This window comes from Marisediminicola antarctica (assembly GCF_009930795.1).
GTDB classification, from domain to species: Bacteria; Actinomycetota; Actinomycetes; order Actinomycetales; family Microbacteriaceae; genus Marisediminicola; species Marisediminicola antarctica.
On record NZ_CP017146.1, the window covers coordinates 3,000,851 to 3,021,227 of the forward strand.

Consider the following 20,377-nt stretch of genomic DNA (forward strand, 5'->3'; position numbering starts at 1 on the left):
CCGGATGCCTAGCATGGGGCCATGAGCGATCTCCCGTTCAGGTTCGGCCCGTTCGCGGTGTTGTGATGTTCTCGGTCTACTACCGCACTCCCCGCGACGAAGCACTGCGCGTGCTCTTTCTCGTCGAGCAGGATCCGGCGCGCCTAGCCCGGTTGCGGGAGGTGTACGGCGGCCGTCACGACGTGCTCGACGCGCTCTGGTGGCGGCTTCACCCGCGCGAGACGTCGCCGCGCGGCGTGCCCGATCCGATGCTCGAGCGCGACGGCCTCCAGCGGCAGGCGTTCTCGCGCGAGGGCGAGATGGCGCCGACGCTCGAGCAGCGGGACCTGATCACCGGTACCAAGATCAACCTGACGGCCGACGAGCACCGCTTGCGCGAGCTCGACGCCCACCTGGCAGAGGAAGCGCGTGCCCTCGACGCGGCCGTCGCGAGGTTCGTCGCGGACTTTCCCGCGGGCGACGTGGCGGGCATCCATCACGCGGGCGGGAGCGGTGAGGCGCGATCCGATGCCCCGGCGACGCCACTCGCGGCGCCGGCCCGCGCGACGCCACCCGCGCCGCCCAGATGGCGCCGTCGGCTCACCGCGGCCCTCGCCGTCGGGCTGGCGGCGCTACTGGCCGTGAACGTCGTCCTGGCGACGCGGCTGGAGCAAGTTTCAGGACGACTCGATTCGCTCGCACAGCAGGCCATCACCGACCCTCTCGCCCGCTGGGGCGAGGTGGACGCCAGCTCGGCACCCGCCCTGCAGGTCTTCATCCGCGCGCAGACGATCAACGACGTCTACCCGGTGCAACTGCCGACGGCGTACGACCTGCGCAACGTGCGCAGGCTGACCCCCGAGGTGCGAACCGGCGCATTCGGGCTCTACGCCGTGCTCGCCCATCCCGGCGACATCTGCCTCGTCGCGGTGCTCCCCGACCTGTCGAGCTCGAGTACCTGCTCCGCTGTGAGCGACTTCGCCCAGAACGGGCTCGCCGTCACATCCACCGAGCTGGTCGGCGGTGACGATCGAAATCCGGTCGTCCGCGAGATCACGTGGCGTCCGAACGGCGCGATCGTGCTCGGCACCGGCTGACCGCACCCGTCAGTAGAAGGCACGCACGTGGGCCGCATATCCGCCGGGCGTGCGCCCCGTGGTACGAGCCGACGTCTGCACCCAGCACTCGGTGTTCGACAGGATCGCGGCACCCAGCCGGCGGAGGTTCTCGACGAGCGCCACGTCCTCGTGCTCCGGGTAGGGCGGGAATCCGCCCGCCTCGAGGTAGGCATCCGCCCGCACCCCGAGGTTGGCGCCGTGCACCCGCGTGGTCTCCGGCGCCGCGGCGTGACGTCGCTGCCAATCGCTGTACTTCGACGGCGAGAGGTCGCGCGGATCGGGCCGGATCGCGCCGAGCATGACCACCGCGCCCGCCCTGGCAGCCTCGAGGTGATGTGAGATCCACTCCTCCGGCACCGTCGAGTCTGCGTCTGTATTCGCGAGCCAGAGCCGGGAGGCCGGGGCCTGCGCCTCGTCGATCACGTGTCTGACCCCGTGTTCACGCGCGGCGCCGACGTTGCGAAAATCGACCTCGAGCGCCTCCACCCCCGGCCAGCGGGTGGCGATTGCCGCAGACCCGTCCGTGCAGGCGTCGAGCACCACAACTACTCGCAGTCTCAGCAGCGGGTGCCTCAATCGCCCCACCGCCGTGTCAACCGCGGCGAGGCAGGCGGAAAGATGCTGGTCCTCGTTGTTCACCGGGACCACGACGGCGAACTCGTCGAGGGGCTCCTCCGGGTTCACGCGTCGTGGCCGAGCAACCCGGTCTCCCGTGCCACGGAGCGCGCGGGAGGGCGAACGAGCACATCGAGAAGGAAGTCCTCTTCGCGGTGTTCGGAGAGCACCTCGAAGGCCGGATGCGCCCGAAGGGCCGCGTGCACCTCATCGCCCGTCTCCGGGTAGCCCTCCACCGGATGCCGCCAGTGGCAGGCGACAAGCACCCCGTCGTCAGTGAGCGACGCCTCGATATGTTCGAGCACGAGCTGCAGGTCTTCGGGGCTCCAGTAGTAGGCGACCTCGGAGAGCACCACAAGGTCGAAGGTGCCCTCGGGCCATTCGAGCGGGGTATCGGCCCGCACCACCGTGACATGCGCCTGCTCGATGAGCCGCTTGCGGGCGAGGCTGAGCGGCTGCTCGGCGATGTCGGTCGCGATGATCTCGGCGCAGCGTCCGGCGAGTTCGGCGGTGAGCACGCCGATCGAGCATCCGACCTCGAGGGCCGACGCGAACAACGGTCGGGGCAAGGATGCGACGGTGAGCGCGCGCTTGCGGATCTCGTACCAGCGAGTCTCGAATCCCCAGGGGTCCTCGCTGCCGGAGTAGAAGCTGTCGAAGAACTCCCGCGTGAGTGTGCGGCTCCCGACGGGTGTGATGAAGACCTCGAACGGTCGGCTGAAGTACTCGTGGAATTGCTCGCTCAGCAGCCGTTCGTCTCCCGCCGCGTCGGAGAGCGGCGCGTTCTGGCTCTCGTGGGCGGAGATCGCCATGTCCTTGGCGCTGCGTTCGTCACGCTCGAGCGCGAGCGTGACGAAGCGGCTCCACGGCACGTCGTCGTCGCCCGGCTGTGCCCAGTGCCACATCCAGACCGGGTACTCGAGCAGTTGGGCGCCTCGAGCGCGCGCGACTCGCGCCGCTACAGCCCCGGCGGCCTCGTGGTCGCCGTGCCGGTCCTGGCGCCATGGTGCGACGACGAGGGTCCCCTCGGAGAACTGGAGCGACTCCAGGTGGGCGGTCAGCTCGCTCGCGTGCTCTGCCAGCGCACCGTCGGGGAGGTCGAGAAAGTCGACCGTGGCGAGCGGGGCGACCATCTGCACCGCCTTGAGCACCTCGCTGCGCCGCAGGAGGACGATCTCCTCGGGCGAGGTTGTCGGCGACGCGGGGTGTGACGCCTCACCGTTGGTCGCGACGACGAGGTGCACCGGTACACCGAGATGCGTCGCGTGCGCCATCAGGCCGCCCGCACCGAGCGACTCATCGTCGGGATGTGCCGATACGACGACGAGTCTCCGGAAGTCCGACAGGGTGAGCGCTGGCACCTCCTGCCATCTGGGGGCTGTCAGCCACTCGTCCTCAGGTGTTCCCTTCTGACGATGATCGAATTTCACCATGGTCGTGCCTTTCTCGTGAGCAGCGCGCGGCCGAGTTCTGCCTCGTCCCGCTCGGCGTGGTCCTGACGAAGGTACAACTCCAGGTCGGCGACGCGGCCGGCGTGACGGGCGTCGAGGGCGAGCGGTGCTGGCCCCATCGCATGCGCGCACCGTCGGATGATCTCCTCCGCCGAACGGGCGACCATCGAGCGGGTGCGCCCGGCGAGAATCCGCGTCTCGCCGCGGTCCGGTTGGCCCTGATCGACAATCGCGGCCGCGGCAGACAGCGCGATGCGACCGATCTCGACCTGCACGTCTGTCGCTCCGAGGTGCATGAGCGCGATCTGGTCGGGATCCCGAGCGCGCACGCCCTCGTCGAGGGCACGGGCGATTCCGATCGAGGCTCCCCACCAGACGGCCGCGACGCCGATCCCTCCCCACGCGAAGCCCGGTCGGGAGAGATACCACCCGTCGTCCCCGATCGGCACTGCGGGGACCGAGTCCAATTCGATCGGTCCGCTCTCGACGCCCGGCAGACCTCGGGCGGACCACTCGCCGTGCCTCAGCCGCACCCCATCGTTCCCGAGGTCGATTGCGAACAGCCGCCGGCCGCCCGGGGTGTGGGCGGTGACGAGCGCGTGCGACAGCCGCCCCGCGAGCGAACACCACGGTTTGACCCCGTCGAGCACCCACGACCCGCCACGGCCCGTCGCGGTGACCCGCAGACCGGCTCCCTCGGCCGCGAACACGCCCCATGCGCTGCCCCCGTGCGCACCGACGGCGCCGAGGTCGGCGGCGACCGGCAACTGTCCGAGGATCGCGAGGGCGTCGAGGTGCGGCTCGACGACGCGCGCGACCGACACATCGGCGGCCGCGATCGTCGCGAGGGTCGACCACAACGCCGCGGTCTCTCCGACTCCGGGAAGCGGCGCAGACGACCCGAGTTCGACGGCGAGGTCGATCGCTGTGGCGATGCTGCCGCCAGCGGCCAGCACCCGCGCGTGTACGGCGTCGAGCTCGTTCTCGAGGGCATCCTGTCTGCGCTCAAGCTGGACGGCTGCGTGGCGGGGGTGAACCATGCACCAAATCTAAACTGGCACGCCGCAAAACTCTGCCACGAGATGCAGCAGGTCAGGCGATCGGGATGACCAGGCAGGTGCTGCTTGCCGTCGCAATGAGCTTTCCCTGTGCATCCACGACGGTCCCTTCGGCGAACGCGACGCGGCGCCCGGGTTTGGTGACCGTGCCCACGGCGGTAAGACGCCCGGTGTCGGCGCGAACCGGACGCAGGTAGCTCACCTTGATCTCAATCGAGGTGTAACCCTGGTCGGCAGGGAGCGTGGTCTGCACCGCGCATCCGATCGCCGAATCGAGCAGCGTGCAGACGAGCCCGCCGTGCACGGTGCCGATCGGGTTGTAGTGCGACTCGTCGGGCAGGCACTCGAAGGTCGTCGTGCCCGCACCTGCGGCGACGGGCGCCATGCGCATGAGCGCGGCCATCGGCGGGGGCGGCACAGTGCCATCGATCATGGCCCGGATGTACTCGAGCCCGCTCATCGATTGCGCCGCGCGCGTGCCGATTGTAGGGTCGGCCCACTCGACCACCCGCGAGCGCGCCGGGGCGGCGAGAAGGGCCACCTGAACGCTGCCGCCCTTGGTGGCCTGTCGACCGATCTCAGCGAAGCCGATTCTCGTGTGGAACGCGAGGGACCGGGGGTTCGGCGGTTCGACATTGACCTCGCAGGTGACCTCGGAACGGCCCGCGGCGCGCGCGAGCCAGAAGGCGTGGTCATAGAGCAGCCGGCCGAGTCGCTGGCCGCGGCGGTCCTCATCGACCACGATGCGATCGACGTAGAACGAGTCTCCGCCGCGCTGCTCAAAGAAGCGGTAGTTCTCGCTTGCGTAGTCGCTGCCGGGGTCGAATCCGATCAGGAATCCGTGCAGTTGCTGGGTCTGGTCGTCGACGACACCGAACGAGTGGTCGCTCAGGGCGATCAGCGCTGCGAGCTCATCCGCCGTCGTGAACGGCACGGCCGGCACCGCCGCATTGTTAAACTCCGCCACTCGGGGAAGGTCGTCGGTGAGCAGGTCGCGAATGATTAGAGGCACATAACGACCCTATCGGCGCGGGCTTCCCTCGGCGGGAATGATGATCCAGAGCAGCGCGTAGACCACCCACATGGGGCCCGGAAACAGGCTCAGCACGATCCAGAGGATGCGCACGGTGGTGACGTTCCAGCCGAACGCTTTCGCGAGTGCAGCACAGACGCCGGCCAGGACCCGGCCGGACGTGGGACGTTGGAGAGTAGTAGCCATTCCCCCACCCTGCCTCACTCGGTGCTCGAGCTGTAATGGGTTAACCCGCCGAACGACCAGTGGTATTAGAAGCCGAAGTCGCCGAACCCGCCGCCGTCGCCGAAACCGCCGTCGTCGCCGCCGAAGTCGCCACCGGTATCGCCGCCGGCGTCACCGGACTCCGCGGCGGTGGCCTCGCCTCCGACATCCATCGGCAGGAACGCGCTCACGAGCGCCGAGCCGATGACGTATCCGGCAACGGTGCCGAGCAGGGAGCTGCCGACCATGCCGCCGAAGCTCATCCCTCCCTCACCCGCACCGCCGAAGGTGCGGGTCAGGGTACCCGGCTGCTGCATCTCGGTGCGCGTCGCCGCCTTCGCGAGCGTGGCCGGTGCGGCATCCGCTGGGCGCTCGCTGGGGTTGGGGTTCTCGTTCAGCCGCGAGAAGAGCAGGTCACGCTGCTCGTTGGTCAGTCTTCCGAAGGCCTCGGTGTGGACCTGTTCGATCGTCTCGGGCGGGGCGGTGCGAAGGAGATACTCGTAGCGTTCCACGGCGATCTCGTCGTCGGTGCGCTGAGGGGCGCCCCGCGGGGGCGTGCGTCGCTCCGGTTCCGGCAGCTCGCGGCCGAGGATGCGGTCGAGGAATCCCATGTCATGCTCTCTTTCACAAAGTGGTGGACAACGATCGCAGGGCAGGCTGGTGGCGTGCTGGGGGTCAGGAATCGTCGCCGTCCGGGTACCACACGGGCGGCGCCAACTCGAGGAACTTGTCGAGCACCTGCGCGGTGGTGAACGGTCCCTCGCCGTCGGAGCGGAGTTGAGGCTCGTCGAACTCGATCCACCACCACTGCCCGCCTCCGGCGGCGCCCCAGACGCCGGCGAGCGCGGAACCCCCCGATCGAAAGACGATTCCGCTGGGTTCGGACGGCCACGGCGACCGCTCCGTCTCGGATGCGTCGCGGACGAATACCTGTGCGCCGATTCCGATGGCGCTCGCGCTTGTCGACATTCCCCAAGTCAAGCACGCCGGGAGTCGGCTGGGCGTTTGCCGTGGTTGCCGCCCCGCCGCGGTGCCCCGCGACAAGATGGAGCATGAGTCCGACTAAGCGCGCGTCCAAAGCAGTCACGTTCAGCAGCCACGGAGGCGTCGACGTTCTCGAACTGGTCGAATCTCCGCCGCCGGCACCGGGGCCAGGCGAGGTTGTCGTCGAGGTACTCGCCGCCGGGATCAACCACATCGAGGCCTACGTGCGGCAGGGGCTGTTCGCCGACGATGTGCCCGTCGCCTTCCCCCAGCATCAGGGAACCGACTTCTCCGGCATCGTCACCGCGATCGGCGAGGGGGTCACGTCATTCGCGAAGGGCTCCGAGGTGCTCGGTCACGCCGTGATGGCATCGCACGCGAACTACATCGTCGTTCCGCAGTCGAGCCTCGTCGCGAAGCCGGCGAGCCTCTCCTGGGAGGTTGCGGGAAGCCTGTTCCTCGCGGGGCTCGCCGCGAACGACGCCGTCGAGGCGGTGCGGGTGGCTCCCGGCGACATCGTCGTGATCTCGGCCGCCGCTGGCGGGGTCGGCAGCATGGAGGCGCATCTCGCAATGGCGAGGGGCGCGAAGGTCATCGGCACCTGCGGCGAGCGCAACTTCGACTACCTCCGACAGATCGGGGTCAAGCCGGTCGTCTATGGAGATGGGCTGGCCGACCGGATCCGCGAGATCGCCCGCGGCAACGTCACCGCCTACCTCGACAACTTCGGCAAGGACAATCCCGCGGTCGCCCAGGAGCTCGAGGTGGCCCCGGCCCGGTTCCGTTCGAGCGAGAATCGCAGGGACATCGAGGTGCAGGCGCTGAAGCCCACCGCCGAGCAGTCCGAGGCCCACACGCGGGTGCTCGCGAAGCTCGCCGGTCTCGCTGCCGATCGCACCCTCAACGTGCTGATCTCCGGGTTCTATCCGTTGGACCGGGTGCACGAAGCCTTCGAGGATCTCGAGCAGCGTCACGCCAGAGGGAAGATCGTGCTCGGCATGCGCCCCGTCGACAATTCGTTCCACGGCCTCGGCAACCGCAAGGTGCGCGACGAGCACGAACGCACCTGACCCGCGGCGGCCAGCGGCGGCCTCAGCCGTCGGTCGCGTCGTCGGTGACGAAGTCGATGAGTTGTTCGACCCGACCGAGCAGAACCGGTTCGAGGTCGGCGAAGGTCGAGACTCTTCCCAGGATCCGCTGCCAAGCACGGGCGATGTCCGCCTGTTCCTCGTGTGGCCATCCGAGGGCCTCGCAGATACCGTGCTTCCACTCGACTGACCGGGCAATCTCCGGCCACGCGGCGAGGCCGACCCTGGCCGGTTTCACCGCCTGCCAGATGTCCACGAACGGATGCCCGACGACGAGCACGTGGGATCCGTGAGGGCCGCGCGCCACGGCATCCGCGATTCTGCTCTCCTTCGAGCCGGGAACGAGGTGGTCGACGAGCACGCCGATGCGGCGGTCGGCACGCGGCGAGAAGCTCGCGACGATGGCCTCGAGGTCGTCGACGCCCTCGAGGTACTCCACGACGACACCCTCGACACGGAGGTCGTGCCCCCACACCTTCTCGACGAGTTCGGCATCGTGCCGGCCCTCCACAAAAATGCGGCTTGCTCGGGCCACCCTGGCCGTGACGTCGGCGACCGCGAATGAGCCGGATGCCGAGCGCGCGGTTCCGGTCGGTGCACGGCTCGGCAACGTCAGCTGCACCGGTTCGCCCTCGAGCAGGAATCCCGGGCCGAGCGGGAATACCCGCACGGCGCCACGGTAGTCCTCGAGGTGCACGAGGCGCCCCTCGATCCGGAGGACGGCGCCGCAGAATCCCGTGGCGCTCTCCTCGATGACGAGGTCGCGCACGGCCTCGACCGCGCGAGCGGCCTGTCGGGGCGTGCGCTTCGCGTAGCCCGCCAGCACGTCGTTGCTATACCTGTCGTCGCTCATTTAGTGAGGTTAATAGCGACTTTGGCTCATAGCGAGCAGACACCCCGTGTGTCAATCCTTTGGGCCGATGCAAGGGTTTGGCGACTTAGCGGTTAGTGTTGGTTTTGAAGTTGAAGTGCATCGCACGTCGCAACGCTTTTCGGAGCGTCTCACAGAGAGAGCGGATGCGGGCTCCTCGGCGCGAGGCCCCGACGTTCGGGTCCCGCAAAGCACTCCAGGAGGAGCTTGCAATGACTACAGGTACTGTGAAATGGTTCAACGCTGAAAAGGGCTTCGGCTTCATCTCTCCCGACGACGGAAGCGCCGACGTGTTCGCGCACTTCTCCGCCATCGCGGGCAACGGCTACAAGTCGCTCGACGAGAACCAGAAGGTCGAGTTCGATGTCGCCCAGGGCCCCAAGGGTCTTCAGGCTGAGAACATCCGCGCTCTCTAAATCTCACACTCGCGGCCTAGCTGCGATGTAACACGAAAGACCCGTTCCCTCGTGGGGCGGGTCTTTCGTCGTTAACGAGCTGCTTTTGCGCTGTTCAGGCGCCGTTGTCGGCGAGGTTGTCGACGGTGGTCGGGGAGCCCGCCCCGAGAGAGGACGTGATCGAGTCGCCCGCGCGGACGTCCCCGCCAGTAGTCGGCGTCGCACGGGCCAGTCGTCACCGCGCACGGCATCCGCAGCACACGCCGCCAGAAGCGGCGCCGCCGATCAGCCGTCGACGCGCTTGAGCAAGTGGTACGGAATCGCGACGCCGAGGGAGATGGTTGCGAGACCGCCGGTGAACATGATCCAGTTGAAGGTCGTGCCGTCCCAGGAGTAGCCCATCAGCACGATGCCGCCGACGAAAAGAGTGAATCCGATCACGAAGGCGACGATGTTCATTGGTGTCCTCTGTTGTTCGACTGGTGGTCGGTGCCGGTGTCCAGTTTAGCCGCTGCTCCGCAGTGCCGTGTCGCGTTGCGGTCGCGCTGGCGCTGGGCAAGGCAATCTGCGACGCGTACGGTGGAGGCATGACAAGAACTGACGGCACGAGCGACGCGGATGCCGAGTTGCGCGACGCGATTCGGTCAATCGACGCGATCGGCGAGGGCGCCTCCGGGCATGAGGATCCGACGGAGGCAGCAGAGCGCAAGCGCGCGGAGCAGGCCGACAAGGAGTGACGGCGAGGGGCATCCTGCTGCCATGACGTCACCGCGCTGAACTGACGCGACTACGGCGCGAGAAACCCGGTCGCAGCGAGGTCCCGGATGCGTGGGTCGAGTTCGGCGCGCAGCGCCCGCTCGTCGGCGTCGAGCAGATCGGCAAGCGCCGCGACGATCGCCGCAACGCTCAGGTCGCCGTCGCATGCGCCCACGAACGCGGCGAGCGCAGTGCCGAGCGGCACCGAACGGCCGAACCCCCCGCCCTGGCGCAGGGTCATCACGGTCGGGTCCACTGCTCCCGGCCAGTAGTGCCTTTCCTCGGTGACGTCGCCGGCGACGATCAGCCGGGCGCGGCCGAAGTCGTCGCTGGTGAGGGTCGACTGCCAGTCGTGCGCCGCGAGGCAGTCGGCGAGGTGCGCGCCGAGACCCGTCGGATTGTGCCCGAGTGGGCCGGAGAGCCTTTCGAGCCGGTGGAGGGTGGGTGCGGATGCCGGGCGGCGCAGCGTCACGTATCCGAAGCCGACCGAACGCACATCACGGGTGGCGAAGTCGTCGAGCCAGACGTCGAGGAGATCGTCGAACTTGCGACCGGGGGTCGTGCCCCCGTCGCGAATCCAGGTCTCCGCATACAGCGCGGCATCCTGCACCTCCCGTTCGATGATCCAGGCGTCGAGCGGTTCGGCTTCAGGGGGCGCGTCGAGCCACCCCGTGATGCGCTCGAACGCGCTGGTGTTGCCCCGGTACTCCCAGTTGCCCAGGAGCTGCGCGACTCCGCCGACCGTGAGGTGTCCGGCTGCGCCACGGATGACCGCCTCGACGAGCTCGTCGCCGACCATGCCTCCGTCGCGATACTCGTACACGGGCACGTCGCCCAAGCGCGGGGTGATCACAAACGGCGGGTTAGACACGATGTGGTCGAACCGCTCGCCCGCGACGGGCTCGAACAGGCTGCCGAGCCGGAACTCGATGTTGGTGACGCCGTTGAGCGCGGCATTGAGACGCGCGAGGTCGAGTGCGCGCTCAGAGATGTCGGTCGCGACGACCCGTCGGGCGTGCCGGGATGCGTGCAGGGCCTGGATGCCGCAGCCGGTGCCGAGGTCGAGTGCGGTGTCTACCGGGAGCGGGATCATCAGCGCGCTGAGGGTCGACGAGGCGCCGCCCACCCCAAGCACGTGATCCTCGCGCAGCGGGCCGCCGGTCGCGGTCTCGCCGAGGTCGGAGACGATCCACCAGGCACCCACGCCGTGGCTGTCGACAAAGCTGTGCTGGCGCAGCTCCAGCAGGGGCACGACCAGGTGCGCCTCAGCCTCCGCCAGTCCGAGAGCGATCGCCCCATCGACGCCGAGCGACGGGAGGGCGGCGGCGAGCTCGTGCCTCGGCACGGCAACGCCCAGCATGAGGAATTGCGCCAGTACGCTCAGCGGGTCGGCGGCGCGGAGGGCACGGAGGGCCGGAACGCGCTGCCCGCGGCGGAGCGCCGCCGCGGCATCCGTTCCCCACAGGGCCGTGAGGGCCTCGTCGCCGAACCGGGCGGCCGAGAGGTCGCCCCGCAGCCGGTCGATGAGCACGGGATCGATCACAACCCCGGTCACTCGCTGTGCACGGCGATGACGTTGCCTGCCGGGTCCTTGAACCACGCGATGTCGGGACCGTGGCCGCGCATGATGCCCTTGGCATCAGTGCGGATCTCGTCGTCGGAGTAGATCTTGGTCGCGACGCCGAGCGCGGCGAGCTCGTCGACCGCCGCGTCGACGTCGGCCACAGGGAAATTCAGGATCGTGAACGACGCTGGGGTGTGGTTGGCCTTCGCATAGGCGAAAACGGCTGCGCCGCTGGCAAGGCGGATCTCGAGGAACCCGGTCGAGCCGTCGGACACGTCGAGCCCGAGAGTCTCGCCATAGAAGCGGCGCGCCGTCGCGAGGTCGTCGACGGAGAAAGTGCCGTAGGCCTTTGTGGTATCGAACATGGTGTGCTCCCGATTCGTCGCCGAGACTCCAGAATCTCACGAAGCGGCGGATAGGCTCTAACGCGTCCGTCCGTCGAGGGGAGAGTAGTGAAGCCGCTCAGCGCAGACGATATCCGCGAGTGCATCGTCAATGCGTCCCGCGGGGAGGTCGAGCGGATGCCGCTTCCCGGCCTGCACGAGGTGATGTGGGAGCAGCGGGAGTATCTGGGATGGCGCGACCCCCGGGCCCCGCTCCGCGGCTACCTCGTGCACTGGGTCGGCGACCGCCCCGTCGGAATCGTGCTGCGCGCGTCGAGCGGGCGGATGTCGCCGGGCATCTCGGCGATGTGCTCGCTGTGCCGCACCGCGCAGCCGTCCGACCAGGTGCGGCTGTACACGGCGCCCCTCGCCGGCCAGGCTGGCCGCGACGGCAGCACGATCGGCACCTATATCTGCGCCGACCTCGCCTGCTCGCTCATCATCCGGATCGTGCCGCCGCCGTCGGCCGTGCAGCCCGACCCCGCCGCCGTAGTTGAGGCGCGGGCCGAGGGGCTACTCGAGCGAGTGCGCTCGTTCACCGCCGGAGTCGCGAAGACCGCAGGCTGACTGCTCCGCGCCAGCCGAGCAGGAATGCCGCGAGAACCAGGGCCGTGACGGCGACGAAGCCCGACTGAACCCCGTCTCCCGCCGTCGCTCGCAGCAGCAGGCCGACGATGACCGTCGTGGCCCAGACCGTCAGGCCCGGCGCAACGGCGAACGGTCGGCGCCACGCGCGGGCCAGCGCCCAGCCCGCAGCGAGACCGACCAGGAACGGCCAGGCGGTGCCGAGCACACCCGCCGGCGTGATGCCCTCGGAGTGGCTGCTCCGCCCGATCAGCACGAATGCGACCACCAGCGCGACATCGATGGCGACCGCCAGAACGACACGCCTCGAATGAGAAATCGTCGACGGAACGACGGTGGCGCGAGAGGATGAGGTCATGGCTCCACGCTAGCCCCGACAAATGGGCCGCGGCGATGCGCGGACCGCGCCCCGCTGAGCGGTTTCTCGCGAACGCCCGATACGCTTCATGCTGGATGAACGTCTTTTTCGATTGCAGATACGTACGCTGGACAACCCACGATGGCGTGAGTCGCTACTCGGTAGGGGTCGTCACCGCGCTCGCAAAGCTGACCGCCGTCACGATGCTGATCAACGACGAGAGGCAGCTCACCCAGCTGCCGGATGTGCCGTGGGTCAAGGTTCCGGCGGCGGCCGACCTGCGCGAGGTCGCGATGGCGAGATACCTCAATCGTCTGCATCCCGACGTCGTCGTCTCGCCGATGCAGACGATGAGTTCGATCGGGCGCAACTTCCCGCTGGTGCTGACGGTGCATGACCTCATTTACTATCGCCACCGCACTCCCCCGCCGGACCTGCCGCTGTGGCTGCGGCTGCTCTGGCGCACCTACCACCTGATGTGGTGGCCGCAGAAGGTGCTCCTCAACCGGGCTGATGCAGTCGCCGTCGTCTCCGAGACGACCCGCGCCCTCGTGTTGAAACATGCCCTGACGCGGCGCCCGCTCATCCTGGCCCCCAACGCGAGCTCGCTCGTTCCCGGGCCCGGTTTCGAGCCGATCCCGCACGCGCAGCGCACCCCCAACCTTGTCTACATGGGCTCGTTCATGCCGTACAAGAACGTCGAGCTGCTCGTGCGGGCGATGGACGAGCTACCCGGTTACCGGCTGCACCTGCTGAGTCCGATCGCCCCGGAGGTACGCGACCGGCTCGAGGAGCTGGGCGTCAGCGGCACCGCCCTGATCTTCCACGAGGGGGTCTCCGACGACGAGTACGTCTCCCTGCTCACCAACGCGACCGCGCTCGTCACGGCATCCTTCGACGAGGGGTTCGGCATTCCGCTGGTCGAGGCGCTGGCGCTCGGGACCCCGGTGATCGTGAGCGACATCGACATCTTCCGCGAGGTCGCTGGGGAGGCCGGGACCTATTTCGACCCGCGCGACCGGGGCGGCTTCGTCACGGCCGTGCGCACCCTCGAGAGCGAGGAGCGGTGGTCGGAACTCTCAGCCGAAAGCGTCGACCAGGCGGCACGCTGGAACTGGACCCGATCGGCACGGCAACTCTTCGACGGGCTGACCGAGCTCCTGGAGAAGCGGTAGCGTCGGCTAGGAGCGCTCCTCGGCGACACTGTTGCCGCCGTCGACAACGATCACCTGCCCGGTCACGTACGAGGCGCCCGGAGTCACGAGCCACGCGATCGCCGCCGCCACCTCCTCGGCCGTGCCGCTGCGCCCGATCGGCACGCGCAGTCCCTCTGCCGCCTCGCTCGCAAGCTGCGAGCCCGTGGCGATCCAGCCCGGCGCGACTGCGTTCACAGTGATCCCCGCCGCCGCCTCGTCGACCGCGAGCGCGCGGGTGAGGCCGACCATGCCCGCCTTCGCCGCCGCGTAGGCGACGTCCGCGCGAGCGGCCATGACGGCACCGGTGACGCTCGAGACGTTGACGACGCGCCCCCAGCCCGCGGCCCGCATGCCCGCAATGAGCTCGCGGGTCAGCAGGAACGCGCTCGTGAGGTTGACGGCGACGCCGCGCTCCCAGTCGGCGACGGGCATCGTGGCGTCGCCCGACGGCATCCCCTCATCGCCAACACTCACCATGCCGGCGTTGTTCACCAGGATCTCCGGAACGATGGATGCCGCGGCGAGGCGTTCGGCGAGCGCGGCGGCGTGGGTCTCGGAGTCGAGCCGCGCGACGAACCCGGTCGCGTCGATCCCCAGGGTCCGAAGCTCCTCGGCCCGATCGTGCACTCTCACCGTCGTCGCGGTGATCACGACGCGGGCGCCGAGCGAGCCGATCGCCCGGGCGGAGGCGAAGCCGATCCCACTGGGGCTGCCCGCTCCGCTCACGAGCGCGGTTCGTCCCGCGAGGTTCCAGGCTACCGGGAGTGTCATTGCCCCAGCGTATCGATCGGGCTATTTCTTGATGACCTTGAGGATGCGCGCGAAGGCGTGACTGCCGACCCAGAGCACCGGAATCAGCACGACCAGCAGGCTGATGATGTTGGGCCGAAAGGTCGGTCCATCCGGCCCCTTCAGGTAGATGCCGAGCGGGATGCTCATGCCGCCCCCGCCGCCGCCCGCGTTGTCCTTATCGTCGCTGCCGCCGCCGAAGCCGTACTGCACCCAGGCCACCGGGACGACCTCGACACCGCCGATCATCACCGGATCGCCGTAGCTCGCCTTGATCCCGAGCGAGCTCATCTTCTCGGCCAGATTTTCCACTAGATTCGCCATGCCGCCGACACTATCCCGGCGGGCTCAGGGCCGGTCAACGCCTTGCGCTCAAGAATCCGGAGCGCATTCACGGCCAACAAGGCGTAGTGTTCGGGTATTGAAGCCGTCCGTGCTTCCGAGGGAGGGATGCCCTATGGCAGACAAATCACCGAAGAAGAGCAGCGGCAAGACCGTTGCTGCGAAATCCCTCAAGGAGAAGCGCGCCGACAAGAAGTCGAAGTCCAACTCCAAGAGCAACGCGGCGTAATCGGTCTTAGTCGTACAGGAGGGGCCGGGCACATGTGCCCGGCCCCTTTCTCGTGCCGCGGCCCGCAGCTGGTTGACTCTCTTGTTACAGCAGACTCGACCGCTGGCGTCAGTGCGTGTAGTGCGACTCCTGGAGCTCGTACACCGGCGTGTCCAAGCCCTCCATCCGGGCCTTGATCTGCATGGCCAGATAGTTGGAGTAGTGCCGGCTTTGGTGCAGGTTGCCGCCGTGGATCCAGAGGCTCTCCACATTGGTCGGCTTCCACATATTGCGCAACTCGCCCTCCCACGGCCCCGGGTCCTTCGGCGTGTCCGAGCCATAGCCCCAGCACCGGCCCACTTGGTCGGCGACCTCCGGCGACACCAGGTCGGCCAGCCATCCGTTCATTGACCCGTAGCCGGTGGCGTAAACGATCAGGTCCGCCTCCAGTGCGGTGCCGTCGTCGAGCGTCACGGAGTGACTCGTGATGCTCACGATCTGACCGGATCTGACCTTCACCCGGCCGTCGATGAGCAGCTGGGACGCACCCACATCAATGTAGTAGCCGGACCCCCGCCGCAGGTACTTCAGGAACAGGCCCGACCCGTCGGTACCGAAGTCCAGGTCGAACCCGACCGCCGCGAGCTTCTCGTAGAAGTCGGCGTCACGCCGGGCCATCTCCGCGTAGACCGGGATCTGTGCCGCGGGAAGGATGCGGTACGGCAGCGACGCGAAGAGCAGGTCGGCCTTCTCGGTGGTCACCCCGCCGGCCAGCGCCCGCTCCGAGTAGAGGTCGCCCAGCGCCAGGTCCATCAACGCATCGCTGCGAGCGATGTGCGTGGAGGATCGCTGCACCATCGTGACCTCGGCGCCGTGCTCCCACAGATCCGCGCAGATGTCGTGGGCCGAGTTGTTGGACCCGATCACCACGGCCTTCTTGCCGACCCAGTCACCGCCGCCCGCGTGCTGGGATGAGTGATGCTGCTGGCCGAGGAACGTTTCGGCCCCATCGAAGACCGGGGTGTTCGGATAGCCGGACACACCGAGGGCGAAGACAAGCTGCTTGGGCCGCAGCGTGACCTTCTGCCCCTCGCGAACAACCTCGACCACCCACTCCTGGGCTTGCTCATCGAAGGCGGCCTTGGTGCACTCCGTGCTCGACCAGTAGTTGAGCTCCATGATGCGGGTGTAGTGCTCCAGCCAGTCCCCGATCTTGTCCTTGGAGGCGAACACGGGCCAGTCCTCCGGGAACTTCAGGTAGGGCAGGTGGTCGTACCAGACCGGGTCGTGCAGGTGGAGGGACTTGTAGCGGTTGCGCCACGAGTCACCGGGGCGCGCGTTCTTCTCGATCACGATCGTGGGAACGCCCAGCCGACGCATCCGCGCAGCCAGCCCGATGCCGCCTTGACCACCGCCGACGATGACACAGTACGGCTGCTCGTCATAGCCCAGCGAGGCCTCCTGGGCGGTCTTCTTCTCGAGCCACGACAAGCGGCCCTTCTCGATGGTGTGGGCCACCCCCTGCTCGCGGTTGACCCCCTTCTTCTCCTCGAACCCCTTGAGCTCCTTCATGGTGGTGAGCAGGGTCCAGCACCGGCCGTTCCGCAACCGGAGATGCGCGTAACCGCGAGCCTGGCCAGTCTCGAAATTGACCCAGGCCTCGGTGGCCTCGGAGTCACCGGTCGCGTCTTCGGCGCGCACCCAGCCGCTCGGTTGCACGTGGTCCAGCTGGGCCTCGAGCATCCGTCGGATCTCGGCCTTGCCCTCGGAGGTCTTGAGGTTCCACGTGAACGACACGAAGTCCCGCCAGTAGGATTCCTCCTCGAACAGCTCGAGGGCGGCGTCGATGTCCCGATTCTGCAGGGAGTCATCCAGCTGGCCCAGCCAGCGGTCGACAATGACATTGGGGGATTCAGGCAATTTCACTCCTTTGTGTGCGCTGATTGAGGTCTGCCCGGGCGCCGGATAGGGTTTCCCCCATACTGTTCCGGGCGTAATCTCACGCTCAAGTAGAAACCCGCGGGGGTTACAAGGGCGTTACACCCACTGCGGCCGACTTCGGCCGGGTCACCTAGGGAGATCGCACATGCGGCACGGACAGCCGGGATCCGTGGGATTGCCCTCCCTGCACGCGGTACCTGACCTGCGGTTCTCCTCACCCGGTGAGTATGCGGCGCTGCTGCGGCGAGCCCACGAACTTGCCTTGTCGGGCGTGGCCCAGGCAAAGGTCGCCCCTGCGCTGTGGGCGTCTTGGCAGCGCGCCCTGGCGGCCGGGGTCAACCCGGATGACCACGTACCGCGGCACCTGCATGAGGTTGCCGACGTCGTCATGCTGCGCCGCGAACATACCTTGGCGACTGTTGTACCGGCCCTCAGCGAGCTGCTCGCGGACGAGGGTGGTTCAGGGCGGCACCTGCTCGTGCTCGCAGGCGCCGAGGGCGAGGTCTTGTGGCGGTTGGGCAGCCCCGCTGTGCTGCGCCAGGCCGAGAGGCTGGAGTTCGTGGAGGGCGCCGACTGGTCCGAGGCGGGGATCGGCACCAACGCGATCAGCGAGGTCGTAGTGAGCGGGAGGCCCGCCCAGCTCTTCTCCGCCGAGCACCTGGTGCGAACGCACCATGACTGGGCCTGCACGGCCTCGCCTATCCGCGACCCGCACACCGGGCACATCGTGGGAATCCTGAACGTATCCGGGCCGCTCGACACCGTGACCGTCGACAGCATGCGCATGGTCCAGTGCGGCGTGCGGCTGGCCGAGGAACTGCTGAAGCAGCGCCCGGCCGGCACACCCTGCACCGAGATCTCGCTCGAGCTGCTGGGCGACCATCCGGCGGTGGTTTTCGCGGGGGGCCGCCGGGTGTCTCTGACGCTCCGGCGGGCGGAGATTTTAGCGCTGCTGGACTCGCGCAATCGCGGCTGGAGCGCCGAGGAGCTCGCCTATGAGGTGCATGGCGAAACCGGGGCCGCCTCGAGCATCCGGATCGAAATGCACCGCATTCGTGCGGCAGCGGCGGGCCTGCTGGAATCGAACCCCTACCGACTGACGGATGCTGCGCAGGGCACCTCGGATGTCGGCCGGGTGCTGCGGGCGCTGCGGAACGGGAACCTCACGGAGGCACTCGATGCGTATGCCGCCCCGCTGCTCAGCCGATCTGCGACGTTCGCCATCGACTCCCTGCGAGTGGAACTCAACAGTGCCATGGGCGCCGCACTCCGCGCGAGTGGGAGCGCCAAGCTGATCAAGCGGTGGTGCGCGACCGACATGGGCAGCACCGACGAGGAGGCCGTACGCGAGCTGCGGCGTCTGCTCGGGCCGCTGGACGCCGGATACCTCTCGTTCCGGGCGCGGTCCGACAGGCTCGACCGCGAGTTCGGCCTGTAAGGAGCGTGCGGCACTCTGAGTCCGCGGAAATAATCCGGAGTGTCCGACACGTTGAGGGTGACATGCCACTTTCCGGAGTTTACGAACCGAGCACGTCTGATTGGGCCCGCAACCAGGCTGAGCTCTCCGAGCGCTCGGGCGGCACCGAGGGCACGACTATGCGCGGCATGCCCGTGATCATCCTCACCACGGTCGGCGCGAAGTCGGGCAAGCTGCGCAAGACCGCGCTGATGCGGGTCGAGCACACGGGCGAGTATGCGGTCGTCGCGTCTCTGGGCGGGGCTGCGAAGCACCCGGTCTGGTATTTCAATATCGTCGCCCACCCCCATGTCGAGCTGCAGGACGGCCCGGTCAAGCGGGACTACCTCGCCCGTGAGGTCGCCGGCGAGGAGAAAGCCCTCTGGTGGGAGCGATCCGTCGCGGCGTACCCCGACTATGCGGACTATCAGGCCGGCACAGACCGGGAGATCCCGGTCTTCGTGCTGACGCCGTTCGCCGACTAGCCCGACCCTGTCATTATGCAGGAGCAGGCCGGTCACTGAGTCTCTGCCGGCCAAGTAGCTCCAGTAACTTCTGTAGTTGCTTCTGTCATTATTCAGGAGCCACGCGGAGGCGTCACGATGCTGCGCGCAACACCGTTGCGTTGGGCGCTGGAATCGTGCGGCAGAGGAGGTTTGGTGTGCCATCCGCAGCATCCGCTCGACAAATCTCGTGGCTACCCCATCACCGCTCCTGACACGTGAATACCGGTTTTTAGGCTGCGGTGGGGGTGAGGGTCACCTGGTATCCGAGGGTGCGGAGCTGGTTGATGGCGTTGGATTTTGTTCGGTCGGGGTGGCGGTTGGAGTAGTAGTTCGGTCCGAGTTCGGTGAAGGCTTCCCCGGTGGTGCCCATCTTCCAGACGGCGACAAGGATGCTGTGCTCGAGGGCGACGATCGCCTTGATGCTGCCGCGCCGAGCGGCGATCCGTCGGTATTTCACGGCGAGGTGCGTGTTCTTCTGTCGGGTGATGACCAGGGCGGAGATCCCGAGGGCGGCCTTCAGGTGCGCATTACCGGGGCGCGTTTTGGTCGATTTCACTCGTCCCGCGGACTCGTTCGATCCCGGACAGACCCCGGCCCAGGACGCAAGATGTCCGGGGCTGGGGAAAATATGCATGTTCCCGCCGGTCTCGGCGATGATCACGTCCGCAACACGAACAGAGACCCCCGGAATGGTGGTGAGGGTCTCTCGAAAGACCCGAAAGGGTTCCATCACCACCTCGATTCGGGCGGTGATCTCATCGATCAGGGTCGCACTGTGATCGAGTTGGGTGAGGTGCAGGTTCACCATGAACGCGTGGTGGTCCCTAAACCGTCCGGTGAGGGCTTCGACCAGTTCCGGGATCTTCGCCCGCAGCCGGCCCTTGGCCAGAGCGGCAAGTTTCACGGGGTCGCGTTCCCCGGCGACCAGGGCATCGAGGATGCTGCGCGCCGAGACCCCGTTCAGCTGGGACACCACCGAGGACAGCTTGATCCCGGCGTCCTCGAGGATCTTCTCGATCCGCTGGATATGCCGGCTGCGCTCCTGCACGATCGTGGCCCGGGTCCGGGTCAGATCCCGCAACTCCCGGATCGGTTCCGGTGGCACGAACGAGGCCCGCACCAGTCCGTGAGCGGCCAGTTGGGCCAGCCAGCCCGCGTCCGAGACATCCGTTTTCCGGCCCGGGAAATTACGCACATCCCGCGCGTTGACAAGCGTCACCGGCAGCACCGATTCCAACAGATAGTAGAACGGCTTCCAATAATCACCGGTCGCCTCCATCACAACCGTTGTCACCCGGTTCGCGAGGAGATGCTCCCGCAACTCCAGCACCTGCGACGTTGTTGCACCCCAGGTAGTAACTTTCTGCTCGAACGTCCCGGGCCGTTTCCCAGGCACTCGAACACAGACCTTCACGTCCCGCTTGGAGATATCCATCCCCGCAGCACGCTCATGGACCACGTCCATCATTTTCCTCCTCATCCCATATATTGACGGGC

Annotated in this window: 24 protein-coding genes; 8 read left to right on the forward strand and 16 right to left on the reverse strand. The window is 67.8% G+C overall.

The window, feature by feature from the left end; all coding sequences use genetic code 11:
• Nucleotides 1–65 precede the first annotated feature (65 nt).
• The gene (locus BHD05_RS14010) at nucleotides 66–1,076 is read left to right on the forward strand and encodes a hypothetical protein (protein ID WP_161886974.1); all 1,011 of its coding nucleotides are present in this window, start codon (nucleotides 66–68) and stop codon (nucleotides 1,074–1,076) included.
• A 9-nt stretch (nucleotides 1,077–1,085) separates the two neighbouring features.
• Here the strand turns inward: BHD05_RS14010 and BHD05_RS14015 are convergent, their stop codons facing one another.
• The 7 genes from BHD05_RS14015 to BHD05_RS14045 all read right to left on the reverse strand — a co-directional run bounded on the left by BHD05_RS14015 (nucleotide 1,086) and on the right by BHD05_RS14045 (nucleotide 6,427).
• Nucleotides 1,086–1,781 carry a glycosyltransferase family 2 protein gene (locus BHD05_RS14015; RefSeq protein ID WP_161886975.1) on the reverse strand — a complete coding sequence of 232 codons (696 nt, stop codon included), beginning with the start codon at nucleotides 1,779–1,781 and terminating at the stop codon, nucleotides 1,086–1,088.
• Nucleotides 1,778–3,145: a bifunctional PIG-L family deacetylase/class I SAM-dependent methyltransferase gene (locus BHD05_RS14020; protein WP_161886976.1), complete on the reverse strand. Its 1,368-nt coding sequence runs from the start codon at nucleotides 3,143–3,145 to the stop codon at nucleotides 1,778–1,780. The genes BHD05_RS14015 and BHD05_RS14020 overlap by 4 nt, the downstream gene beginning before the upstream one ends.
• Nucleotides 3,139–4,203, reverse strand: coding sequence for an acyl-CoA dehydrogenase family protein (locus BHD05_RS14025; protein WP_161886977.1), 1,065 nt, complete (start codon nucleotides 4,201–4,203; stop codon nucleotides 3,139–3,141). The genes BHD05_RS14020 and BHD05_RS14025 overlap by 7 nt, the downstream gene beginning before the upstream one ends.
• Before the next feature lie 52 nt (nucleotides 4,204–4,255).
• Entirely contained in the window at nucleotides 4,256–5,233 is a 978-nt protein-coding gene (locus tag BHD05_RS14030) for a GNAT family N-acetyltransferase (protein WP_161886978.1), read from the reverse strand.
• A 9-nt stretch (nucleotides 5,234–5,242) separates the two neighbouring features.
• A complete protein-coding gene (locus BHD05_RS14035) occupies nucleotides 5,243–5,440 on the reverse strand; it encodes a PspC domain-containing protein (protein ID WP_161886979.1) in 198 nt (65 codons plus the stop codon).
• A 65-nt stretch (nucleotides 5,441–5,505) separates the two neighbouring features.
• Entirely contained in the window at nucleotides 5,506–6,069 is a 564-nt protein-coding gene (locus BHD05_RS14040; protein WP_161886980.1) for a hypothetical protein, read from the reverse strand.
• 64 nt (nucleotides 6,070–6,133) lie between these two features.
• Nucleotides 6,134–6,427: a hypothetical protein gene (locus tag BHD05_RS14045; RefSeq protein ID WP_161886981.1), complete on the reverse strand. Its 294-nt coding sequence runs from the start codon at nucleotides 6,425–6,427 to the stop codon at nucleotides 6,134–6,136.
• Nucleotides 6,428–6,510: 83 nt separating this feature from the next.
• On the opposite strand from BHD05_RS14045, the gene BHD05_RS14050 reads away from it, so the two are divergent.
• Nucleotides 6,511–7,512 (forward strand): NADP-dependent oxidoreductase, encoded by a 1,002-nt coding sequence (locus tag BHD05_RS14050; RefSeq protein ID WP_161886982.1) that lies wholly within the window; start codon nucleotides 6,511–6,513, stop codon nucleotides 7,510–7,512.
• Between the two features lie 22 nt (nucleotides 7,513–7,534).
• Here the strand turns inward: BHD05_RS14050 and BHD05_RS14055 are convergent, their stop codons facing one another.
• Nucleotides 7,535–8,383: a DUF3097 domain-containing protein gene (locus BHD05_RS14055; protein WP_161886983.1), complete on the reverse strand. Its 849-nt coding sequence runs from the start codon at nucleotides 8,381–8,383 to the stop codon at nucleotides 7,535–7,537.
• Nucleotides 8,384–8,613: 230 nt separating this feature from the next.
• Here BHD05_RS14055 and BHD05_RS14060 point away from each other — a divergent pair, with 230 nt between their 5' ends.
• Nucleotides 8,614–8,817, forward strand: a complete 204-nt coding sequence (locus BHD05_RS14060) for a cold-shock protein (RefSeq protein ID WP_161886984.1) — start codon at nucleotides 8,614–8,616, stop codon at nucleotides 8,815–8,817.
• Between the two features lie 264 nt (nucleotides 8,818–9,081).
• Here the strand turns inward: BHD05_RS14060 and BHD05_RS15800 are convergent, their stop codons facing one another.
• A complete protein-coding gene (locus BHD05_RS15800) occupies nucleotides 9,082–9,255 on the reverse strand; it encodes a hypothetical protein (RefSeq protein ID WP_202614230.1) in 174 nt (57 codons plus the stop codon).
• Between the two features lie 128 nt (nucleotides 9,256–9,383).
• Here BHD05_RS15800 and BHD05_RS14065 point away from each other — a divergent pair, with 128 nt between their 5' ends.
• On the forward strand, nucleotides 9,384–9,533 hold the full coding sequence (locus BHD05_RS14065; RefSeq protein WP_161886985.1) for a hypothetical protein: 150 nt from the start codon (nucleotides 9,384–9,386) through the stop codon (nucleotides 9,531–9,533).
• A 50-nt stretch (nucleotides 9,534–9,583) separates the two neighbouring features.
• Here the strand turns inward: BHD05_RS14065 and BHD05_RS14070 are convergent, their stop codons facing one another.
• Together BHD05_RS14070 and BHD05_RS14075 are read right to left on the reverse strand one after the other, a co-directional pair.
• Nucleotides 9,584–11,095 carry a class I SAM-dependent methyltransferase gene (locus BHD05_RS14070; RefSeq protein ID WP_335920150.1) on the reverse strand — a complete coding sequence of 504 codons (1,512 nt, stop codon included), beginning with the start codon at nucleotides 11,093–11,095 and terminating at the stop codon, nucleotides 9,584–9,586.
• An 8-nt stretch (nucleotides 11,096–11,103) separates the two neighbouring features.
• Entirely contained in the window at nucleotides 11,104–11,481 is a 378-nt protein-coding gene (locus tag BHD05_RS14075) for a VOC family protein (RefSeq protein WP_161886987.1), read from the reverse strand.
• A gap of 87 nt (nucleotides 11,482–11,568) precedes the next feature.
• On the opposite strand from BHD05_RS14075, the gene BHD05_RS14080 reads away from it, so the two are divergent.
• A complete protein-coding gene (locus BHD05_RS14080; protein ID WP_161886988.1) occupies nucleotides 11,569–12,066 on the forward strand; it encodes an FBP domain-containing protein in 498 nt (165 codons plus the stop codon).
• Here the strand turns inward: BHD05_RS14080 and BHD05_RS14085 are convergent.
• Nucleotides 12,035–12,442 (reverse strand): DUF3054 domain-containing protein, encoded by a 408-nt coding sequence (locus tag BHD05_RS14085; RefSeq protein ID WP_161886989.1) that lies wholly within the window; start codon nucleotides 12,440–12,442, stop codon nucleotides 12,035–12,037. The two genes, BHD05_RS14080 and BHD05_RS14085, sit on opposite strands and share 32 nt — an antisense overlap.
• A 146-nt stretch (nucleotides 12,443–12,588) precedes the next feature.
• On the opposite strand from BHD05_RS14085, the gene BHD05_RS14090 reads away from it, so the two are divergent.
• Nucleotides 12,589–13,617 (forward strand): glycosyltransferase family 4 protein, encoded by a 1,029-nt coding sequence (locus tag BHD05_RS14090; RefSeq protein ID WP_335920151.1) that lies wholly within the window; start codon nucleotides 12,589–12,591, stop codon nucleotides 13,615–13,617.
• A 6-nt stretch (nucleotides 13,618–13,623) separates the two neighbouring features.
• On the opposite strand, the gene BHD05_RS14095 is transcribed toward BHD05_RS14090, so the two are convergent.
• From BHD05_RS14095 to BHD05_RS14105, 3 genes are all read right to left on the reverse strand, one after another.
• Nucleotides 13,624–14,409, reverse strand: coding sequence for an SDR family NAD(P)-dependent oxidoreductase (locus BHD05_RS14095; RefSeq protein ID WP_161886991.1), 786 nt, complete (start codon nucleotides 14,407–14,409; stop codon nucleotides 13,624–13,626).
• A 21-nt stretch (nucleotides 14,410–14,430) separates the two neighbouring features.
• Nucleotides 14,431–14,751 carry a hypothetical protein gene (locus BHD05_RS14100; RefSeq protein WP_161886992.1) on the reverse strand — a complete coding sequence of 107 codons (321 nt, stop codon included), beginning with the start codon at nucleotides 14,749–14,751 and terminating at the stop codon, nucleotides 14,431–14,433.
• A gap of 355 nt (nucleotides 14,752–15,106) precedes the next feature.
• Entirely contained in the window at nucleotides 15,107–16,897 is a 1,791-nt protein-coding gene (locus BHD05_RS14105) for an NAD(P)/FAD-dependent oxidoreductase (RefSeq protein ID WP_161886993.1), read from the reverse strand.
• A 190-nt stretch (nucleotides 16,898–17,087) separates the two neighbouring features.
• Here BHD05_RS14105 and BHD05_RS14110 point away from each other — a divergent pair, with 190 nt between their 5' ends.
• Nucleotides 17,088–18,356, forward strand: coding sequence for a GAF domain-containing protein (locus tag BHD05_RS14110; protein WP_236966559.1), 1,269 nt, complete (start codon nucleotides 17,088–17,090; stop codon nucleotides 18,354–18,356).
• A 62-nt stretch (nucleotides 18,357–18,418) separates the two neighbouring features.
• Complete coding sequence (locus BHD05_RS14115) at nucleotides 18,419–18,859, forward strand: nitroreductase family deazaflavin-dependent oxidoreductase (protein ID WP_161886995.1); 441 nt, start codon at nucleotides 18,419–18,421, stop codon at nucleotides 18,857–18,859.
• Nucleotides 18,860–19,109: 250 nt separating this feature from the next.
• Here BHD05_RS14115 and BHD05_RS14120 read toward each other — a convergent pair whose 3' ends face one another.
• Nucleotides 19,110–20,345 carry an IS110 family RNA-guided transposase gene (locus BHD05_RS14120; protein WP_161887252.1) on the reverse strand — a complete coding sequence of 412 codons (1,236 nt, stop codon included), beginning with the start codon at nucleotides 20,343–20,345 and terminating at the stop codon, nucleotides 19,110–19,112.
• Nucleotides 20,346–20,377: the final 32 nt, after the last annotated feature.